A 20,798-nucleotide genomic window follows, 5' to 3' on the forward strand; every position below is an offset into this window, starting at 1 on the left:
CATAACCATTAGGGGAATCCTTTATAAAGGACTGAGAGAAAAGTGAAACTTTGATACCCTTATCACCTGAACAAGTTCGAACTTGCGGAGGGAAGTGGCTTATTTTCTGCATGCTTTTTTTGAAAATAGACCGTACCTCGAAATTCGAGGTGCGGTTTTTTTACGATTAAGTAAAGGATGAAATGATGATGAAATTAATTGCTGTAACGACCGACACATATGATTTTAGTCAATTAGGTGTAACAATTGTTGCCCTTGCTCCTTTTGTGGACGAATTCGTCATTCGTGAAAAATCGAAGACAGCTGCCGAGCTTTGTGAGTTATTTGATTTTATTTTAGAAAATGGTGTAAAACCTGAACAACTCGTCGTTCATGAACGCGTTGATTTAGCGCATGCTTATAAAATCCCAACGGTTCAATTACCGTATTACAGTATGCCTTTACACTATGCGACGGATGTGTTTCCACATATTCATTTTCGCAAGTCTGTTCATAGTTTAGAAGAAGCAGTTGAAGCGGAAAGAGCAGGTGCGCATTCCGTCACATTCGGACATCTCTTTGCGACACAAAGTAAAGACACACCGCCTCGAGGATTACAATCTATTGAAAAAATAAAAGAACAACTTACAATTCCACTCTATGTCATCGGTGGCATTCGAGTGGAACATGTTGAGACACTACATGAGCTACAAGTAGATGGCATCGCAGTCATGTCTTCCATTTTCCATGCACCTTCGCCTGTCGACTGTGCGATACAATTTGCAACTACGATTAAAGGAGAGACGAATATGAAATCAATTCAACTAAACGGTCAATTGTATGAACTTCCAGAGACAGTGACGACAATCGACCAACTCATTCAACATTTGCAGCTCGAACAACGTATTTTCGTCGTTGAGCACAATGAGGAAATCGTCGATCAAGAAGCTTTTAATACACCTATTTTAGACCGCGACAAAATTGAAATCATTCATTTCGTCGGAGGAGGATAATATGTTAAAAGTCGGAAATCACACATTCCAATCACGTTTATTTTTAGGTACAGGAAAATATCCATCGTTTGAAATTCAAAAAGAAGCGGTCGCGGTTTCAGAAGCGGAAGTACTAACATTCGCTGTACGTCGTATGAATATTTTTGAAGCGAGTCAGCCGAACTTTTTGGAACAATTGGATTTAACGAAATATACATTACTCCCAAACACAGCGGGTGCGAAAACAGCTGAAGAAGCAGTGCGCATTGCGAAACTAGCGAAAGCTTCAGGTCTATGCGACATGGTTAAAGTTGAAATTATCGGGTGCGACCGCTCTCTCTTACCTGACCCGGTGGAAACATTACGCGCCACTGAAATGTTGTTAGCGGAAGGTTTTACTGTTCTTCCTTACACGTCTGACGATGTCGTCTTAGCACGTCGACTAGAAGAACTCGGCGCACATGCGATCATGCCTGGCGCTTCACCGATCGGCTCAGGTCGAGGCATTTTAAATGAATTAAATTTGAAATTTATCATCGAACAATCAAAAATACCCGTCATTATCGATGCGGGAATCGGTTCACCTGCAGATGCGGCACTCGCAATGGAGCTTGGAGCAGATGGGGTTCTTTTAAATACAGCCGTTTCAGGTGCGAAAGATCCTGTAAAAATGGCAAAAGCGATGAAGCTCGCAATCGAAGCAGGTCGACTCGGATTTGAAGCAGGACGCATCGAGAAAAAAGATTATGCGGTCGCAAGCAGTCCGATAGAAGGGTTGTTCGTCGAGTGATTCACCGCTATGACCGCCAACAACGATTCGAACCGTTCGGCAAAATTGGACAAGAGAAATTGCGAAATGTTCGCATTTTCATATTAGGAGCAGGTGCTCTCGGATCTGCATCGAGCGATTTACTCGTACGAGCAGGCGTCGGACACGTAACGATTGTCGACCGCGATGTGATCGAATGGACGAATTTGCATCGCCAAACATTGTATACGGAAGAAGACGTCATTCAACAAATGCCGAAAGCAATCGCGGCGAAACAACATTTAGAAAAAGTGAATCGCGATGTGACGATTGATGCACACGTCGTCGACATTACGAAACATAATATCGAAACACTCATCGAAGGGCACGACGCTGTACTCGATGCGACTGATAATTTAGAGACGCGCTTACTGGCGAACGATTGTTGTCATAAGCTCGGCATTCCTTTCTTTATGGGAGCTTGTGTCGGCAGTTACGGTCTCACTTTTCCAATCGGTGTTCAAGAAGACGAGCCTTGCCTTCATTGCTTACTTGAAACACTACCTCCTGAGTCCGCAACTTGTGACACAGTAGGCGTCATCAGTCCAATTGTGACGACTGTCGCTGCAAGGCAAACAGCGCAATTGTTAAAATGGCTGCGAGAAGGAACGTTGACACCGAAATTACAATCGACAAACTTATGGACAGATGAACATGCGTCGATTCGAGCGACTGCGCTTCGAAAAGAAAATTGTCCATGTTGTGGGACGAAAAACTATCCGTATTTACACGCAGGACGTGAAACAGACGGTGCCGTACTGTGTGGACGCGAAACGGTACAATTGTTCATGCCAAAACAACGGACACTCGAACTCGAACAATTACAAACGCTCGGTGAACGACTGAAAGCACCGACTGTCGCTAATCCATTTCTCGTCTCGATTGAGTGGGACGAATATCGAGTCGTCTTTTTTAAAGATCGACGTATTTTTGTCCATGGGACGAATGATATTGTAAAAGCACGTGCTGTCGTTGCGAATATGATCGGTTAATTTAAAAAACAGCTTGAGCAAATGCTTAAGCTGTTTTTCGTTTAGTTTTTCAATTGTAAAATTAACACTTTTAAATAATCGAATTCACGGAATGAACGAGGCGTTCTAAAATCACTCGGTAAATGGAACTCTTCTACAATTTTATAATTGCGCCCTGCTTTTCGCATGCCTTCTTCTATTAGCTTTTTAAACTTTTTCATATCTAAGCTCGCCGTGTTTGTTGAAGCGATAATTGTCCCTTTACGCGCTGTCACATTCGCTGCGCGTTCTATCAACATATCATAATCTTTCGACGTGCTAAAACTCATTTTTTTAGAACGTGCAAAACTCGGTGGATCTAAGACGACGACGTCCCATTTCATCTGGTGACGTTCCGCATAATTAAAGTAATTAAACACATCCATAACACGAATTTCTTGAGCTTCAAAATCGATCCCGTTAATGCTCATCTGTTCGATCGTTTTCGCTTCACTACGTTTCGCTAAGTCAACGCTCGTCGTACTTTTTGCACCCCCTAATAGTGCAGCGACCGAAAATGCTCCCGTGTAAGAAAACGTATTTAAAACCGTTTTTTCTTCTGCAAGCTCGTCGCGTAAATAGCGACGCACCTCTCTTTGATCTAAGAAAACACCCGTCATTGGTCCGTCATTTAAATCAATCGCATATTGAATCCCATCTTGCTTCACCATTTGTGGGAATGTCGTCGTTTCACCCATGACGAAATCGTCTTGTTCGATATACTCGCCTCCACGGTCAAAACGCTTCTTTTCATAAACTGAACGTGGTTGCACTACTTCCATTAACACATCGTAAATGATGCGGCGGAATGAATAAGCACCTTCGCTATACCATTGCAACAATAATTGATCATTGTACAAGTCTACCGTCAAACCACCAAAATGGTCGCCTTCGCCATTCATAATACGATATGCATTCGTATTCGGGTCATCGTGTAAATCTTGGCGTAACTGATATGCCTTTTTAAATAACTTCATAAAATACGCACGGTCTAATTGAGTGACTGGATCTTTTGATACGATCCAACCGATTCCTTTATTTTGCACTCCATAATAAGCGGTTCCGTAATAAGTGCCTTGCGCACCTACTAAATCGAAGAGCTCCCCTTCTTGTAATTCGGGTAATCTCTCAATATAATCTTGAAGAATGAGCGGGTATCCCTTTTGGAATCGCTTCTCTTCTGACATGCGGAGACGTACTTGTTGATTCGTCATCTAACTCTCTCCTTCACGCAATACATTGCGTTTTCTTCGCTGTTCGTAATCCTTTTAAGTAAGCTTCTATTGTACCACAATATTCACGTTTAAACGAAGGGACGTGACAAAAGTGTTGTGGTTGTACGAAGAGTGGTTTCACTTTGAATAATCGAGATCCCCCTTCTTCAAATACTGTGGCAACAAACTGTGAACAAAAATAAGCATTTTTTCGTTCGATCTCAATATTGAAAGCTACGCCAAACAAACCTATGAAATTGTAGCGATAATGCGGAGCATTTTGTTCAAAATAACGAATCTTCTCGCGCATCGTATAGTATTGTTCTTCGGATACTTCAACAGAATAAATGAGACATTGCGCTTTTTGTAATAGTTTATGTGTCGTATTTTCCTTTACGAAACCACCGATAAAAGGATTATACATTTGTTTACGTCCGAAACTATACATCTCTTGTAGTTCGGAATCGAAAGCAATCGAAATATGATTGTATGTAGAGCGAGTGTAATAGCGAATCGCACGCGATAACATCGTATTCGTATTCGTGAGCACAATATAAATCGTCCGACTGTTCATTTCCATCACCCCTTTTTCATTAAAAAAGGCATTCTACGAGATTCATAGAATGCCTACGCTCTTTTCTCGTCTAATTGTATACGTTCTGACGAGAAGAAAGGTTTCTTATTTAATTGAAGTTGGTGCTAATTTTGCACGACGAGCATTTTGATTCATATAAATGACTGAATACGGCAATACGATTGTTGCAATCGCTGCCAATCCCAATCCGAAGCCTTCTGCTGTTAAGTGTCCTGTCGCCCAACCTAAACTCGTTCCGAACAAAATTCCCGTCATCATAGCTACGATAATTAAACGAATCATGTTACTCCACTCCTTCTCCGATTTCTTTCCTTATCTCCATCTTAATTGATAAGGATTATCAATGTCAATGATAAACTGGAGAATAATGTTTAAAGTTTCTGAAAAAGGTTACGTATAACAATACATATTAACGAAGGAGGAAGTATGATGACATATTATTCAATTCCAAATGTCATCGTTTTTTCAAACACGAAGGCTGTGCCAATTATGAAAGGACAAGAAAAATTAATTGGACATCTCACCCGTCCACAACAAACTCCTTTCGAAAGGTATGCCTCTTTTCAATTCGAACGTTTCGATCAAACGGTGACACGTACGATGGGCATTATGGAAAATGGTTGGAAACGTCTTTGGATTACAGAGTATGGTATTCAAACAGCGAAACAACGAGTTCATTTAAAAGAAAAAGCAGGTCACCATTTACTTTATTTTTGTGTAGAAGGCCAACTTGGTAACGATACGATTCAAATTTCTGAAAACTGGTCTGGGCAATTACATGTCACATTCAATCAAACGAAAATTGCGTACGTTGAGTTAAGTGACGATAAAAAACATATCGTGTTTTACTTTCATCAACCGATTAACGAAAACCATCCCTTTTTTGCATTCATTTTATGCGCACCTTATTTTTACCGCATTTATAAAAAAGAACATGACTTTATAGAAGAATGGGCAGATGAACGCTCTTTCTCTTAAAAAAACACGAACTCTCACTTTGAGAATTCGTGTTTTTTATTATTTGTTTTTTCTTCTTCCCCATAAACTTCCGAGAACGAACGCTCCTGCCACTGTTGCGAGTACTGTGTTCGTTTTTTTATTAAATACTTTTTTCGTAATATTTTGAGGACGTTCTGCTAAGCGATTCATAAAATAACTGTACCATTCTTCACCATACGGCACGTAAACCGAACAAGCATATCCCTCTCCGACGAGTTGTTCTTGAAGTTGTTGATCGAATCCATAAAGAAATTGAAATTCGAAAGCATCTAAAGGAATTTCTCGTTGTTGTACGAACTGCTTCACTTCTGCGATGATTTCTTGATCATGTGTCGCAATTGAAGTGAAAATACCGTTTTGTAATTGTTCAAACAATAATTTTTTATAGTTCGTATAAATTTCCTCTTTCGTTTGATAAGCGACAGAAATCGGTTCGTCATATGCCCCTTTCACTAAGCGAATCGGAACATCTTTATACTTTTTAATATCTTCTTCTGCACGATAAAAATACGCTTGAATGACCGTTCCTACATTATCGTATTCTTCTTTTAATTGTTCTAACATAAGAAATGACGGTTGGACATGCCCGTAATCTTCCATTTCAATCGTCACTTGCACACCGTAATTATACGCTTCTGAGACAATTTCCTTTACGTTTTCATAACAAAAATCAAAATCGATATCGAGACCGAGTTGTGTTAATTGTAAAGTGACCGTTGCATCGAGCGCCTTTTCTTGAATGAGGTGGATGAGGTCGAGATACTGTTCTTTCACATCTAGCGCTCCCGCTTTCTCATACAATCCATCTCCTAAATAAACGATCGTCGTACTTAACCCTGCATAGTTTAATTTTTGAACGACGGGGGTTAGTTCTGTCATTGTCGTTCCTGCTGTAATCGCACGGGCTCCAATTTTCGTTCCCCAACGCTTCGCATTTTCATTTAGCCAATCATTTTCAGCTAAATACGTGATCACATCTTTTCCTACACTCATGATATTATTCCTCCAATATCTTTCTTATCGTTCATTCCTATCTCTATTTATAATAACCGATATTCAAAAACTTGTATATGTACGATATTTTGACAAAAAGTAAAAGAGCTAGCTCAAACTCCATTTTGATATGGGTTTTAACTAGCTTTTTTCACTCTATTATTCTTTTGATGCTGGAGCATGGCGATGGACGACTTCAAATTTCGTCAACTTCGCACCGAGCATCGGGCTATCTTCTTGTTGTTTTTTTGCAGTTGGACTTTCATCATGCATTTTGCGTGTCGCACGGCTATTCGCCCAATTTTGGAAGGCATCTTCATTTTCCCATGTCGTACACACTTTAATTTCGTCATACTCTTCTTCGTTTAAACTTTTTAATACTTCCATCCAAACGAATCCTTCATACGTATGAACGGCTTTCGGTTGTGCGAAGCGCGCAAGCACCTCATCTGCACGTCCTTTTTTAATTTTAATTGTGTTTACTGCCATAATCATCATAAATCTCCTCCTTTCTTGTCATTATGCCACAAAATTTCAAACAATCGTTACATTCTGTTTTTACGTAAACGCACATCTCGTCGTCATTTTCGTCGGTGTGAAAAATGTCGTTCCCGCTTCTTCATAAATGGAAGCATCAATTTCAAAAATTTTTTGGAACATTTCTCGACAAAGGACGCATTGAGGTGTGCCATCATATTGAACTTTCCCTTTTTTCATGACGATGAGACGATCGCTGTAACGCGCCGCTTGATTAATGTCATGTAACACCATCACGATTGTCATACCGAGCTGTGCATTTAACGCTTTTACAAGTTCCATCACTTCTAACTGATGGGATATGTCTAGGTACGTCGTCGGTTCATCTAAAAGTAACACTTTCGGACGTTGAGCGATCGCCATCGCAATCCAAGCACGTTGACGTTCCCCTCCAGACAAGGAAGGTAAGACTCGGTCGCGATATTTTGTTAAATTCGTCACTTCTAACGCCCATTCCACGATGTCATAATCTTCTTCTTTCATACGTCCATACTTGTTCACATGAGGACTACGCCCAAATTCAATTAATTCACCGACCGTCAAGTCGAGTTGATGGTCATTCATTTGCGGAAGCATCGCTAATTGTTGAGCGAGCTTTTTTCGTTCAATCGATTGAATCGACTGTCCTTCCAATAAAACGGTTCCAGCATCTGGCTTTAGCAAGCGAGCAATTAAACGTAAAAAAGTCGACTTCCCCGAACCATTTGGACCGATTAAACTAACAATTTCACCTTTTTCAATCGTTAAATCAATCGCATCAATTTCAAAATGAGTAGAGTGTTGAAATTGTAAATTAGTCGTTTTGAGCAATAGGACCTCTCCCTTTCTGAATAATGTATAAGAAAAATGGACCTCCTAAAAAGGCGAGTAGTATACCGACAGGAAGTTCAAGCGGGGCAAATGCCGTTCTCGCGACCATGTCCGCAATGACGACGAGCACGCCTCCGCCGAGTGCAGAGGCAGGCAATAAATATCGATAGTCTCCGCCGATCATCATGCGTAAAATATGCGGCACGACGAGTCCGACAAACCCGATTAATCCTGCTACGCTAACCGCAATTCCAGCGAGTAACGTACTTAAAACGATGAGTAAAAAACGACTTCGTTCCACATTGTGACCGAGCAATTGAGCCATTTCATCTCCGAGGCGTAAAATTCGAATATGTCGAATGAAAAACAAAGATAAAATGAGTGCGATCATCGCATACGGGGCAATCATTTTAAACTGAACCCAACCGACTCCTACAATGCCGCCACTTAACCACGGGAGCGCCGCTTGAACACGGTCGCTATACAATAACATGAGCGCACTTAAAAAAGCTCCTAAAATTGCATTGATCGCGACACCGACTAAAATAATGCGTACGGGCGATGTTCCGGATTTCCATGACATCGCATAAATAATCATTGCGGTAATAAATGCTCCTGCAAAAGCTGCGAAAGGCAAAAATGCAATGTAGGCAGGCATGACGATCATAATAAATGTAGCCGCAAGCCCCGCTCCAGACGTGACTCCGATAATGCCTGGGTCCGCAAGAGGGTTGCGCATGACACCTTGTAAAATAGCCCCTGCAACAGCTAAACACATTCCGACAATCGCACCGATGAGCATTCGAGGCAGTCGCAATTCCCAAACGATGCGACGGCCGAGTGTATCTTCTTCTGAAATTAAACTTTGCCACACTTCTGAGATTGAAAATGGCACAGGACCGACCATTAAACTCGTAATACCACCTACAATAAGAATTGCAATTAAGCTAATCATCGTCCATTTTCTTTTACGCGCATAAGGGTGTTCATGTCTTTTACGCTTCGTTGCAACTGGTACTGAAAGGTCCATCTCACTGAACCTCTTGCAGTTGATTTTTCATTTCTTCTAAAGCATCGACAATTTTCGTACCTGGATTCGTTCCGAATAGATGAGAAGGCAATACTGTAACATTTCCTGCTTTTACAGCATCTAAGTTTTTCCATGCAGGATTTTTCATCATTTCGTTTTCAAAAGCGCCCCGAACCGCTTCTGGGTCTCCGTGCGTAATGAGCATGACAGCTTCTGGGTTACGTTCGATAATTTTTTCAACACTTAAACTCGCATATTGCGGATATTGATCTTCTTTCGGGAAATCGGCTGCGATATTTTCACCGCCTACTTTTTCTAAAATATCTCCAGAAAGAGAGGTCGGCAATGCTGCTAAATACGTACCTGGTGCACCGTATACGAGCAATGTACGAACTGGTTGAACTTTCTCAATCGCTGCGATATCCGCATCGATTCGATCGATTATTTTTTGCGCCTCCTCTACTTTATTCAACATGACACCATAATTTTTTAATGTCTTTTGAATATCTGCAACACTATTCGCTTCTGTATAGACAACTTTCATTCCTTGATTTTGCAAGTTGTTCGCACATTGTTGAAAGCTTGGTGGAACGATTAAAACATCCGGATTCGCTTCCGCAATTTTTTCGAAGTTCGGATTGTGTGGATTTCCTAATTCATGGGCTTCTTCCGTACCTGGAATAGCAGGTCCATGAGTTGTCGGGCGTCCGACAACATTCGCTCCTAATGCAACGAGCATTTCGATTTCTCCTGGATTTAAAGCCGCGAATGATTCCGGTGTTTTTTCAAAAGTGATTTCATTTCCTAACGCATCTGTTATCTTATTCGTTTGCTCGATTTCTGCTGTTGCATCTTCTTTCTCTTCCTCTTGCTTCGATACATCTGAACTTTCAGCACTGCACCCTACGATGATGAAGACGGTCAATAAAGCGAGCACTAGCATTAAACGATTCCATTTCATAATTCCCTCTCCTTTGCGAGCTCTTTTCTTTATTGTTCATATTAATTGATAATCGTTATCACTGTACATTACATTTTCCACTATCATTCTTCCGGCATTCGGGAAGAAATGCATTTTCAAAATGAAAAAAGACGCCCTACTGGACGTCTTTTATCCTTTATATTGTTGCATCGCATCACGCATAAATTGCGCTACTCCATCTCCTAATTGATCGAGATTTGCTTTAAATCGTTCATCTTGTACGTACATTTCTCCGAGTGCATGAAATGTCGAGAGCGGATAATCACCGAGCGTGTTTAATAATTCATACCATTCTTTCGTCACTGCTTGCGCTTCTTCTCCTTGTGGCTCTGTTCCAACGAGGGACGCATAACGTTTAAAAATCGCTTGCATTTGTCCTTTCACTTCTTGTTCTCGTCCTGCTACGGACTGGCGAGCCCAATCGACTGCGCTCTTTCCCCATTTTTGTTCCGCCTCTTCTCGATACGGGTCGTCGCTGAAGTTCATTCCTTCAAAACGTTCTTCATTTGTCATCGTATTCTCTCCTTCATATGTTTCAATCGTCTTTTCAATCGTCGCAATTAATTCATCATACGCATCGCGTTGCTTGATCAATTTCTCGCGTTGTTGTTGTAATGTTTCTAACTCGTTTTGTTCCTCATTTAACAATCGTTGAATTTGTTCAAGTGGCACGTGAAGTGCTCTGTAAAACAAAATTCTTTGCAGACGTGCGATATGTTTATCATCATAATGGCGATATCCATTCGCTAAACGATTCGGACGAAGCAAACCGATCTCGTCATAATGATGCAATGTGCGCACGCTCACATTCGCTAATGCGGCTACTTGTTGAATATACATCATGTTCTCCTTTCTATTATACTGTAAAGGATGACGTAGCGTGAACGTCAACCGTTTTGTTAAAAAGTTTTCACGTGAAACATATTAAGTGAATCTTTTATCATCGTTCGAACGTATAGAGGATAACGAAGAAAAGGAGTGATTGTATGTTAGTAACAACAACGCCAACAATTCAAGGACGCGAAATTACTGATTATCTCGGCGTCGTCTCGGGTGAAACGATTATGGGAGCCAATATCGTACGCGACATTTTCGCAAGCTTTACAGATGTCGTCGGAGGTCGCAGCGGTGCATATGAAGAAAAATTGACTGAAGCTCGAGAAACAGCACTCGCTGAAATGGAAGCTCACGCTAAAGCGCTCGGTGCGAATGCAGTCGTCGGAGTCGATCTCGACTTTGAAACATTGCGTGAAGGTATGCTCATGTGTGTCGCAACAGGCACAGCGGTTATTTACCGTTAATTTATACAAAAAAAGCTATGACCACTCACAAATGTGAATTGTCATAGCTTTTCGTTTTTAAACTTCTGGCACAGGATGTGCTTTTTCGTATTGCGACACATCTTCTTCTAACGGAATTTCTTTTTGACGCGCTTGTTTCGCTCCGACGAAGAATACCGCTGTCAATGTAATCGTTGTAATGATTGCTCCGATGTACGAAATGTTCATCGGTAAGTTAAAGCCGATTTTCGCATTTAAAATGTACGTCGTCGTTGCCATTAACATAAATATTCCCGGTATGAGCGCAATCCAGTAGTTTTTCTTACTAATGAATAAATACATCGCGCCGACATAAAGTGCGATGACCGCTGTCGATTGGTTCGCCCATGAGAAGTAACGCCATAAAATATTGAAGTCAATTTGTGTTAAAGCGATTGAAATAACGAACATCGGTAAAGCGATCATTAAACGTTTGCCAATTTTCACTTGTCCAATTTTGAAATAATCTGCGATGATCATACGCGCACTACGGAATGCTGTATCTCCTGAAGTGATTGGTAAAATGATAACTCCTAAAATCGCGATCGTTCCTCCAACTGCCCCTAACATCGTTGTCGCTACTTCACTAACGACTACCGCTGGTCCGCCTGCTGCTAACAATTCATTTAACTTATCTCCTGAGAATAAACTCATTCCTGCTGCTGCCCAAATCATTGCGATAATACCTTCTGCGATCATCATACCGTAGAAAATTTTACGACCTTGTCCTTCTTTTTCAGTCGTACGTGAAATGATTGGTGACTGCGTTGCGTGGAATCCTGAAAGAGCTCCACATGAAATCGTTAAGAATAATAATGGAAAAATCGGAATATTGTCCGGGTGTAAATTTTGAAGTGTTAACTCTGGAATCGGCGCTCCTTTTAAAATGAGTCCGCCTCCGATTCCGATTGCACTAATGACGAGTAACATTCCAAAAATAGGATAAAAACGTCCGATAATTTTATCGATCGGTAACAATGTCGCTAAAATATAATAAGCAAAAATAAGTACTAAAATAATTGTTAAAGCGACTTTTCCGTCCATTAAATTGTAAAGTAAATCAGCTGGTGCTGAAACGAATACCGTTCCGACTAACACTAATAATAAAAGTGAAAATGCGTTGACGACGTGCTTCATCACATTCCCTAAAAACTTCCCTGCTAATTCTGGTAAGTGAGCACCACGGTTACGAATCGAAATCATCCCCGTTAAATAGTCGTGTACGCCCCCTGCGAAAATTGCCCCAAGTACGATCCAAATGAATGCGACTGGACCGTAAAGCGCTCCCATAATTGGACCGAAAATAGGCCCAACTCCTGCGATATTTAATAATTGAATTAATGAGTTCTTTTTCGTATCCATCGGCACGTAATCGACGCCATCACTGCTCGTATAAGCTGGTGTTGGGCGATCTTTCGGACCGAAGACACGCTCGACATATTTACCATATGTTAAATAACCTACTACTAATAAAATAATACTGACGATAAATGTAATCATGCCATACTCCCCTTTCGAACGTCTTATTGTAGCTTTATTATAAAAGACTTTTTATGAAAAGAGAGCGTTTTCATGCATCATGTCGTTTCTGAACATTAAGATGTCGTTTTAAAGCGTTTACTTACAATGCTAGTCGCTCTTTTAGCTGCTTGACGTAGTTGCGACTGACAGGTAACTGTTCGCTGCGCCCCGTCACTTCTAGTTGAAATGCCCCGTTAAACCAAGGGGTTAGTTTCGTCACCTCATTTAAATTGACGAGATAACTTTTATGAATGCGGAAAAAAGGATACGCTTCTAAACGCTCTTCTAATTGCTTCAATGACATTTTCACTTCGTATGTCGCCTGTGACGTTACAATCATTGTCGCTTGCTCTTCTCGAAAAGCGTATAAAATGGTCGAAATGGAAATGTATTTAATTTCACCTTCGTTTTCAATCGCTAATTTATGAAGTGCACGTTTCGATTCGACTGGTGTCATTTTGCTTTTCACTTTCGAAATCGCTCGTGTTACCTCTTCGATGTTATACGGCTTTAATAAATAGTCTGTCGCTTGAACGCGAAAGGCATCGACGGCATATTGCGCGTATGCCGTCGCAAACACAATTTGCGGTGGATTTTTCAACGCTTGAATCGCTTCAGCCGTTTCGATTCCACCCATCTTTCCCATAGAAACATCTAAAAATAAAACATCTGGTTCATGTTGGACAGCTTGCACAATCGCCTCTTCGCCACTGCTCGCTTCAGCGACGACATCGACATGTAATTGTTCCGTTAATAAATATACTAACTCTTCTCGAGCATATCGTTCATCATCGACGACAATCGCTCGTACTTTCTCTGTTAACATGTTGTTCCCCCTATGCATCAATGACAAATTGTACTTTCGTTCCTTGATCAAGTTCACTGTGAAACTGTAAAGCTGCCGTCGGACCATACGTCATCATTAAGCGACGATTAACATTGTACAAACCAACGCCTGTACTTTCTGTCTCTTTATCTTTTTGTTGTCCGACTTTTTGTAATTTTTCTTCCGTCATTCCTAAGCCGTTGTCTGAAACTTCTACTTTCACTTTATCTCCTAAACAGTCAATCGCAATCGTCACATAACAATGGCCTTCACATCCTTGCATCCCATAGCGAATCGCATTTTCAACGAGTGGCTGAATCGACAGTGGCGGTATTTTCGTTTCTAATGCCGCTTCATCAATTTGTTGGACGACCGTTAATTGGTCGACAAAACGCGCTTCTTCAATCGCGACATACGCTTGTACATGGGCGAGCTCTTCTCGAATCGTAATGAAAGGCGCTTTCGTTCGCTCGACATTTTGTCTTAAAAAATAAGAAAGCGACGTCAATAAAGAGCGCGCTTCATCCGGTCTCGTCCGAATGAGTGAGATGATGACATTCAACGAGTTAAATAAAAAGTGTGGGCTAATTTGCGCTTGCAACGCTTGAATTTCCGCTTCTTTCGCTAACTGGTGAAGTCGCTCTGCATCCGCCAGTTCCAATTGATCATTTAATAAGCTCGCAAGTCCACGAATCATTTGAATCGTCACTTCATTAATATCTTTTTTAGACGGGTAATACAATTTCAACGTTCCTACTGCTTCACCGCGAAGTTTTAGTGGCGTGATGACTGCAGCTTGGAGCGGACAGTCGGGGCGTTGACAATGAATCCGTGGCCCATCTGCGACGACTAATTCCCCTTGCTGCAACACTTCTCGCGTTAAATGTGTTTGAATTTCACTAAGTGGCTGATGGTGATCGCTCGCGATGCCGACATGGGCTAAAATTCGCGACTCATCCGTAATCGCAACAGCGACCGGATTTAATTCTTTATATAAAATGTGACACACTTGCTCTGCCGTATGCGGTGTCATCCCTTGGCGCATGTACCCAATCGTTTGATTGGCGATGCGCAACGTTTTCTCCGCTTGCATAGCACTCGCTTTCTCCTCTTCATCAGACACGCTATAAATGATCAACATGAATAAAGCCGTACCGATTCCGTTTGCGATAATCATCGGCAATCCGATGACAGAAACGAGTGCCCATGCTTGATCGAACGGTTTCGAAATGAGTAAGATGAACGACATTTGGAACGCTTCCGCGAGAGCTCCTACTAAAAAAGCAATCGGTGTCGATATGCGTTTATTTTTTCGATGTAGACGACTTGCGACTCCTCCTGAAATAACGGTCGACACACTACAAGCGACTGCAGTAAATCCTCCGAGCATAAACCGGTGCGCCCCTGCGATTAATCCCGCTCCGATTCCGAGTCGCGAGCCCCCGAGAAGCCCTGCCACGACGACCCCAATGACGCGCGAATTCGCAATCGCTTCTTCTTGCGCTAAATTGTTGGACACACTTTCGAAGTGAGCAGTCGACGTATTGAACGATACCCCAAAATACGTACCGATAATGCCGAATAAACCGAATAAAATAATGGCGGATATATTTTGTTTCCGACTCAATTTATGATGTTGCGTCATCATTTTAAAAAAGCGAAAACGTGTTAAAACGAAAGCCATCGCCACAATAATGCTCACGCGTTCTAGCATAATAATAAATAAATCGGCCATGCGCTCACCTCTTTCATTGCATTTAAAAAACGTGTTAGTCTCTACTAAGACTAACACGTTTTGCGAATGACTAAAATCGTTTTGTAAATTTATTACGGATGATAATCGCAGATGAATTTAACACGAGTAACGCGACGAGTAAGACGATGATCGTCGCTGCCGCTAAGTTCGCATATTCCGCTACGAGTGACGAATCGAGCGTCCAGTAATAAATTTGCATCGGCAACACAGTAAACTTATCGAAAATACTTCCTGGGAACGGAATGAGCAATGCTGGAATTCCGATGACGACGAGTGGTGCGGTCTCTCCGATCGCACGAGATAATGCTAAAATCGCCCCTGTTAAAATTCCAGGTAATGCGACAGGTAAAACGACGGCACGAATCGTTTGCCACTTCGTCGCTCCCATTCCGAGTGAACCTTCTTCTAAAAATTTAGGGACGGCTCGCAACGCTTCTTGACTTGCGACGATGACGATTGGCAAAATGAGCAATGACATCGTCAGTCCTCCAGCGAGAACGATATTTCCTAAATTCATCGCTCGGACGAATACTGTTAAGCCTAAAATTCCGTAAACGATCGAAGGAACTCCCGCTAAGTTTGCAATATTCGTCTGAATAAATTCAGTAAATTTATTTTTCTTCGCATACATTTCTAAATAAATAGCAGTTGCGACACCGAGAAACATCGTTACAGGCGCCACGACAATCATGAGCCAAAACGTACCGAGAATCGCTCCCATAATGCCTGCACGCTCTGGATTTGTAGACAATTTCCCCGTCAAAAAGTTCCAGTTAATGTAGGAGATCCCTTCAGATAAAACACGATAAAGTAAAACAGCTAATACGACAAGTCCGAACAAAGTAGAAAGAAAGAAGATGCCTTTCGACACTTTATTCAATAATAAACGACCATTTAATTTACGTTCAAATTGTTGTGCTTCTTGAACATGTTCCATCTTAATACACCTCTCTAAACTTGCGTGATACGTAGCGTGCTAACACGTTCATAAGCAATGTAAAAATGAACAATGTCATCGCGACAGCATACAAACTGTAATAAACCGTTGAGCCTGCTGGTGCATCTCCACCTGTTACTTCGACAATATACGCTGTCATCGTCTGCATCGATTGTGTCACATCGACTGTGAAGTTTTTCGTACTACCGCTCGCAATCGTCACGATCATCGTTTCACCAATCGCGCGTGAAATCCCGAGTACGAACGATGCGATAATTCCAGAAAGCGCTGCAGGAATGACCACTTTACGCGTCACTTCCAATTTCGTCGCTCCTAAACCGAGCGCTCCTTCACGCATCGATTGTGGCACAGAGCTCATCGCATCTTCTGATAAAGAAGCGATCATCGGGATGATCATCACTCCCATGACGAGACCTGGACTTAAAATATTCGTCGCTTCTAGGCCTGGAATTAAATTTTTCAAAATCGGTGTGACGAATGTGAAAGCGAAAAATCCGTAAACGATTGTCGGAATCCCTGCGAGCAGTTCCAACATCGGTTTTAAACGTTTGCGCACTTTCTCAGACGCATATTCACTTAAATAAATCGCCGTCATTAAACCGATTGGCACAGCGACGAACATCGCGATCAATGATGACAACATCGTACCCATGACGAGTGGTAACACACCGAACTCCGGGTTTTGACTCAGCGGTTTCAACACTGTGCCTGTAACGAACTCTACAATAGGGACCCGTTTAAAAAATTCTACGGTTTCCGTCAGTAACGTAATGACAATTCCAATTGTCGTCAATACCGAAATACTCGCAATGACAAAAAGTAAAGACGGAATTGATTTTTCGAAATAGTCTCGAAATGTTTTTTTCTTTTTACGTTCTTCAATCAATTGCCGTATATTTTTTTCCTGTTGTTCTTCCATCTGTTCCCACTCCTCATGGACAAAATGAGATGAGCATAAAGGGCGCTCATCTCACTTTATATCATTCTTACTTATTTTAAGCCTTCTAAAAATGTAATGTTCTCTTGTGCTTCAGCGTCTGGAATTGGAGCGAATCCAGTTTCACCAGCGAACGTGTTAACGTTATTCATCGCATAAATTGCGAAGTCTAATACTTGTGGTTTTGCTTTCGCATTGTCGACGTTTAAGTATGTGAATACAGGACGTGTGAAGTCTGCATAGTCACCATCTTCTGCGATTGTTTCTAATTTCGGTTCTACTGGACCGTTTCCGAAATCAACATGCACTGCTTGTAATTGATCTGTGTTGTTCACGTAGTAACCGAAACCGAAAAATGCGATACCGTTTTTATCTTCTGATACTAATTTTACTAATGTTGAATATTCTTGCTGTAAGTTCACATTGTCTGCTAAGTCTTGTTTATCGAGAATTTTTTCATAGAAGAATTCGTACGTTCCGTGGTTTTCGTTCGGTCCCATCGGTGCGATATCTTCTGCTGGCCATTCTGGATTAATGTCTGACCATTGTTTCACTTCACCTTTGAAAATAGAGATTAATTGTTCTGGTGTCATTTCATTTGCCCAATCGTTATCTTTATTAATAACGAATGTTAAACCGTCCAATGCGACTTTCAATTCTTTCACTTCGATCCCTAATTTATCTGCTTCTTCTTTTTCTTCATCTTTAATTTCGCGTGATGCGTCGTTAAAGTCTGTTCCATTTTCTACGAGGAACTTTTTAAATCCTGCGCTCGTTCCTGCACGGCTCACTTCAACTGAAACGCCTTCTTGTTCGTTTAACATATATTCTTCTGCAACGCGTGACATTAATGGGAATACTGTACCTGATCCATCGATGACGACACTTCCTTCTAACTCTTCTGCTGAAGGTTTGTCTCCTTCGTCTCCGCCTGTTGCGCCTTCATTATCTTCTTTCTTGTCATCGCCTCCACAAGCAACGAGTACGACTGCTAATGCTGCCATGACGACTGTAAGTAACCATTTTTTAAAATTCATTCGAATTGTCCTCCCTTGAACATTCATCTTCTTTTTGAAGTAAGTATGTATCAACTTCACTTATGAGTATACGAGTGAATTATTAATGTGATTTGCGATATTTGTAAACTATAAGTAAATTTAGGTTATTTTAGAAAATAAAAAAGCTACATCCTATTAAAGATGTAGCTTTTTACAATTAACCGAATCGGCCATTAATATAGTCATGCGTTAGTTGATCGGCTGGTTCATTAAAGATTGTTGACGTACGGTCATATTCAATCACTTCTCCATTTAAGAAAAATGCCGTGCGGTCTGAAATTCGTGCCGCCTGTTGCATATTGTGTGTGACGATAACAATCGTTACGTCATTTTTAATTTCTTTAATCAGTTCTTCTACTTTATTCGTCGAAACAGGGTCGAGCGCTGATGTTGGCTCATCCATTAAAATAACTTCAGGTTCAACAGCTAGTGCGCGAGCGATACAGAGACGTTGCTGTTGTCCTCCCGATAAGCCGTATGCATTTTCATGGAGACGGTCTTTCACTTCATCCCATAACGCCGCTTTTTTCAAGCTATTTTCAACGACTTGCTCTAAAATTGCTCTGTTTTTAATTCCGTGAATTTTCGGTCCGAATGCGACGTTTTCGTAGATTGATTTTGGGAATGGGTTCGGCTTTTGGAACACCATTCCGACTTTTGAACGCAACATTTCAACCGGCATCGAACGATCTAAAATATTATCTCCTTGAAACGTGACATTTCCTGAGATTGAAACGTTCCCTGCAAGTTCTACCATGCGATTCAACGTTTTTAAATACGTTGACTTCCCGCATCCAGATGGTCCGATAATCGCCGTCACTTCTTTTTCATGAATTGTTAAATTAATATTTTTTAACGCATGTGACGTTCCGTACCATAAGTTTAATCCATTCGTTTCGTATACTGGCTTATTCCACTGAGCATTTTCCATGACGCGCAACTTCACTGCTTCTGTTCGTTCAATGACTTGTGTCATTTATAAGTCCCCTCTCATCGATTCATCAACCGTTACATTTTACTTACGATAAGCGTATCAAATGAATGTTGAGAGACTATCAAGACTATGTAAAGAAAACGTAAAAAAGTGGAACGCTTTAAACGTTCCACTTTTTAGGATTAATCGATTCCCATTTCAGCACGTACCACTTCTGCGATACGCTCGACTTGACGATTACATTCGTCTTCGCTCGGCGCTTCTACCATGACGCGTACAAGTGGCTCAGTTCCCGAAGGACGTACGAGTACACGCCCATTTTTACCGAGTTCTTCTTCCACTGTACGAATGACTTCTGCTACTGCTTCATTGTCTGTCACATGATGTTTATCCGCAACACGAATGTTGACGAGACGCTGTGGATACACCGTCATTTCTGAAGCGAGTTCTGATAATGGTAAACCTGTTTCTTTCATAATATTGACGAGTTGAACAGCTGTTAACAAGCCGTCGCCTGTCGTATTGTAATCGAGGAATACGATATGACCGGATTGTTCTCCACCGAAGTTTAACGTTTGTTCACGCATCGCCTCGACGACGTAACGGTCACCTACTGCTGTTTGAACACTTTCAATACCTTGTTGTTCCAACGCTTTGTAGAAACCGATATTGCTCATCACAGTTGATACGACAGTCGATTTCGCTAATTTTCCTTTTTCATTCAAGTACTTTGCGATGATGAACATAATTTGGTCACCGTCGACGATTTTACCGTTTTCGTCTACTGCGATTAAACGATCGCCGTCGCCATCAAATGCTAAACCAAGTGCCGCTTCTTTCTCTACGACGAATTGTGCAAGTGCTTCTGGATGTGTCGAGCCGACGCCTTCGTTAATGTTCAAACCGTCCGGTGATGCACCCATCGTCGATAAATCAGCTTCTAAATCGGCGAATACGTGAGTCGCAAGAGATGACGTTGCACCGTGTGCACAGTCAATCGCAACGTGAATATCCATAAAGTCTGAGTCTACCGTTTGTTTCAAGTATTGAATATATTTCTGTCCGCCTTCGAAGTACTCGGTAATCGTACCAATATTGCCTCCGACTGGACGTGGCAATTCATCTTGCTCTGCATTTAATAAACGTTCGATTTCATCTTCTTGCTCGTCTGTCAGTTTGAAACCATCTCCAGCAAAAAACTTAATGCCATTATCTTGAACAGGGTTATGTGACGCTGAAATCATGACACCTGCTTGGGCATTCATCGCACGTGTTAAGTAAGAGACACCCGGTGTACTAATGACACCTAATGTCATCACTTCAACGCCGACTGATAGTAAGCCAGCAATGAGGGCACTCTCTAACATCGGCCCTGAAATACGCGTATCGCGACCTACAAGTACTTGTGGTTTTGTCGTTGCATCTTTCGTCAACACGTAACCACCTATACGCCCTAATTGAAATGCTAATTCTGGCGTTAACTCCTTGTTCGCTACACCGCGAACTCCATCGGTTCCGAAATATTTCGTCATATCATTTT

The 20,798-nt window shown here is 41.5% G+C and carries 22 protein-coding genes and 1 riboswitch; of the genes, 5 read left to right on the top strand and 17 right to left on the bottom strand.

The genetic code is table 11. The features are described from left to right. Positions 1–110, top strand: a riboswitch (TPP riboswitch). 78 nt (positions 111–188) lie between these two features. Genes thiS through ACFQ0V_RS09970 form a run of 3 tightly spaced genes read left to right on the top strand, consistent with a single transcriptional unit; the run spans position 189 to position 2,771 of the window. Continuing rightward, the gene (gene thiS, locus ACFQ0V_RS09960) at positions 189–992 is read left to right on the top strand and encodes a sulfur carrier protein ThiS (RefSeq protein WP_381012922.1); all 804 of its coding nucleotides are present in this window, start codon (positions 189–191) and stop codon (positions 990–992) included. 1 nt (position 993) lies between these two features. Then, the gene (locus ACFQ0V_RS09965; protein WP_381012924.1) at positions 994–1,761 is read left to right on the top strand and encodes a thiazole synthase; all 768 of its coding nucleotides are present in this window, start codon (positions 994–996) and stop codon (positions 1,759–1,761) included. Continuing rightward, positions 1,758–2,771, top strand: a complete 1,014-nt coding sequence (locus tag ACFQ0V_RS09970) for a ThiF family adenylyltransferase (protein WP_381012927.1) — start codon at positions 1,758–1,760, stop codon at positions 2,769–2,771. Before ACFQ0V_RS09965 ends, ACFQ0V_RS09970 begins: the two co-directional genes overlap by 4 nt. 41 nt (positions 2,772–2,812) lie before the next feature. On the opposite strand, the gene ACFQ0V_RS09975 is transcribed toward ACFQ0V_RS09970, so the two are convergent. From ACFQ0V_RS09975 to ACFQ0V_RS09985, 3 genes are all read right to left on the bottom strand, one after another. Beyond that, positions 2,813–4,003: a class I SAM-dependent rRNA methyltransferase gene (locus tag ACFQ0V_RS09975; protein ID WP_381012930.1), complete on the bottom strand. Its 1,191-nt coding sequence runs from the start codon at positions 4,001–4,003 to the stop codon at positions 2,813–2,815. Between the two features lie 13 nt (positions 4,004–4,016). Beyond that, on the bottom strand, positions 4,017–4,577 hold the full coding sequence (locus tag ACFQ0V_RS09980; RefSeq protein WP_381012933.1) for a hypothetical protein: 561 nt from the start codon (positions 4,575–4,577) through the stop codon (positions 4,017–4,019). Positions 4,578–4,682: 105 nt separating this feature from the next. Then, the gene (locus tag ACFQ0V_RS09985) at positions 4,683–4,880 is read right to left on the bottom strand and encodes a hypothetical protein (protein WP_381012936.1); all 198 of its coding nucleotides are present in this window, start codon (positions 4,878–4,880) and stop codon (positions 4,683–4,685) included. Between the two features lie 147 nt (positions 4,881–5,027). Between ACFQ0V_RS09985 and ACFQ0V_RS09990 the strand changes: the two genes are divergently transcribed. Further along, complete coding sequence (locus tag ACFQ0V_RS09990) at positions 5,028–5,576, top strand: hypothetical protein (protein WP_381012939.1); 549 nt, start codon at positions 5,028–5,030, stop codon at positions 5,574–5,576. 39 nt (positions 5,577–5,615) lie between these two features. Here the strand turns inward: ACFQ0V_RS09990 and ACFQ0V_RS09995 are convergent, their stop codons facing one another. The 6 genes from ACFQ0V_RS09995 to ACFQ0V_RS10020 all read right to left on the bottom strand — a co-directional run bounded on the left by ACFQ0V_RS09995 (position 5,616) and on the right by ACFQ0V_RS10020 (position 10,789). Next, complete coding sequence (locus ACFQ0V_RS09995) at positions 5,616–6,590, bottom strand: proline dehydrogenase family protein (RefSeq protein WP_381012942.1); 975 nt, start codon at positions 6,588–6,590, stop codon at positions 5,616–5,618. A 159-nt stretch (positions 6,591–6,749) separates the two neighbouring features. Beyond that, positions 6,750–7,085, bottom strand: a complete 336-nt coding sequence (locus tag ACFQ0V_RS10000; protein WP_381012944.1) for an antibiotic biosynthesis monooxygenase — start codon at positions 7,083–7,085, stop codon at positions 6,750–6,752. Positions 7,086–7,148: 63 nt separating this feature from the next. Then, entirely contained in the window at positions 7,149–7,937 is a 789-nt protein-coding gene (locus tag ACFQ0V_RS10005) for an ABC transporter ATP-binding protein (protein ID WP_381012947.1), read from the bottom strand. Further along, a complete protein-coding gene (locus ACFQ0V_RS10010; protein WP_381012950.1) occupies positions 7,921–8,967 on the bottom strand; it encodes a FecCD family ABC transporter permease in 1,047 nt (348 codons plus the stop codon). The genes ACFQ0V_RS10005 and ACFQ0V_RS10010 overlap by 17 nt, the downstream gene beginning before the upstream one ends. A gap of 1 nt (position 8,968) precedes the next feature. Next, on the bottom strand, positions 8,969–9,928 hold the full coding sequence (locus ACFQ0V_RS10015) for an ABC transporter substrate-binding protein (protein WP_381012953.1): 960 nt from the start codon (positions 9,926–9,928) through the stop codon (positions 8,969–8,971). A gap of 150 nt (positions 9,929–10,078) precedes the next feature. After that, positions 10,079–10,789 carry a MerR family transcriptional regulator gene (locus ACFQ0V_RS10020; RefSeq protein WP_381012955.1) on the bottom strand — a complete coding sequence of 237 codons (711 nt, stop codon included), beginning with the start codon at positions 10,787–10,789 and terminating at the stop codon, positions 10,079–10,081. Positions 10,790–10,935: 146 nt separating this feature from the next. Between ACFQ0V_RS10020 and ACFQ0V_RS10025 the strand changes: the two genes are divergently transcribed. Then, the gene (locus ACFQ0V_RS10025) at positions 10,936–11,250 is read left to right on the top strand and encodes a YbjQ family protein (protein WP_194562527.1); all 315 of its coding nucleotides are present in this window, start codon (positions 10,936–10,938) and stop codon (positions 11,248–11,250) included. A gap of 57 nt (positions 11,251–11,307) precedes the next feature. On the opposite strand, the gene ACFQ0V_RS10030 is transcribed toward ACFQ0V_RS10025, so the two are convergent. From ACFQ0V_RS10030 to glmM, 8 genes are all read right to left on the bottom strand, one after another. Beyond that, on the bottom strand, positions 11,308–12,768 hold the full coding sequence (locus tag ACFQ0V_RS10030) for a carbon starvation CstA family protein (protein ID WP_381012959.1): 1,461 nt from the start codon (positions 12,766–12,768) through the stop codon (positions 11,308–11,310). A gap of 121 nt (positions 12,769–12,889) precedes the next feature. Next, positions 12,890–13,615, bottom strand: coding sequence for a LytR/AlgR family response regulator transcription factor (locus ACFQ0V_RS10035; protein WP_381012961.1), 726 nt, complete (start codon positions 13,613–13,615; stop codon positions 12,890–12,892). 10 nt (positions 13,616–13,625) lie between these two features. Next, positions 13,626–15,350: a LytS/YhcK type 5TM receptor domain-containing protein gene (locus tag ACFQ0V_RS10040; RefSeq protein ID WP_381012964.1), complete on the bottom strand. Its 1,725-nt coding sequence runs from the start codon at positions 15,348–15,350 to the stop codon at positions 13,626–13,628. A gap of 70 nt (positions 15,351–15,420) precedes the next feature. Further along, on the bottom strand, positions 15,421–16,308 hold the full coding sequence (gene pstA, locus ACFQ0V_RS10045; RefSeq protein ID WP_381012967.1) for a phosphate ABC transporter permease PstA: 888 nt from the start codon (positions 16,306–16,308) through the stop codon (positions 15,421–15,423). A 1-nt stretch (position 16,309) separates the two neighbouring features. Then, positions 16,310–17,248, bottom strand: coding sequence for a phosphate ABC transporter permease subunit PstC (pstC, locus tag ACFQ0V_RS10050; RefSeq protein ID WP_381012969.1), 939 nt, complete (start codon positions 17,246–17,248; stop codon positions 16,310–16,312). 71 nt (positions 17,249–17,319) lie between these two features. Then, positions 17,320–18,303, bottom strand: a complete 984-nt coding sequence (locus tag ACFQ0V_RS10055; RefSeq protein WP_381012972.1) for a PstS family phosphate ABC transporter substrate-binding protein — start codon at positions 18,301–18,303, stop codon at positions 17,320–17,322. Between the two features lie 178 nt (positions 18,304–18,481). Further along, positions 18,482–19,255, bottom strand: a complete 774-nt coding sequence (gene pstB / locus ACFQ0V_RS10060) for a phosphate ABC transporter ATP-binding protein PstB (protein ID WP_381013224.1) — start codon at positions 19,253–19,255, stop codon at positions 18,482–18,484. Positions 19,256–19,440: 185 nt separating this feature from the next. Then, positions 19,441–20,790, bottom strand: a complete 1,350-nt coding sequence (glmM, locus tag ACFQ0V_RS10065; protein ID WP_381012974.1) for a phosphoglucosamine mutase — start codon at positions 20,788–20,790, stop codon at positions 19,441–19,443. Between the last annotated feature and the right edge of the window lie 8 nt (positions 20,791–20,798).

This window comes from Savagea faecisuis, assembly GCF_042675605.1.
Taxonomy (GTDB): Bacteria; Bacillota; Bacilli; order Bacillales_A; family Planococcaceae; genus Savagea; species Savagea faecisuis.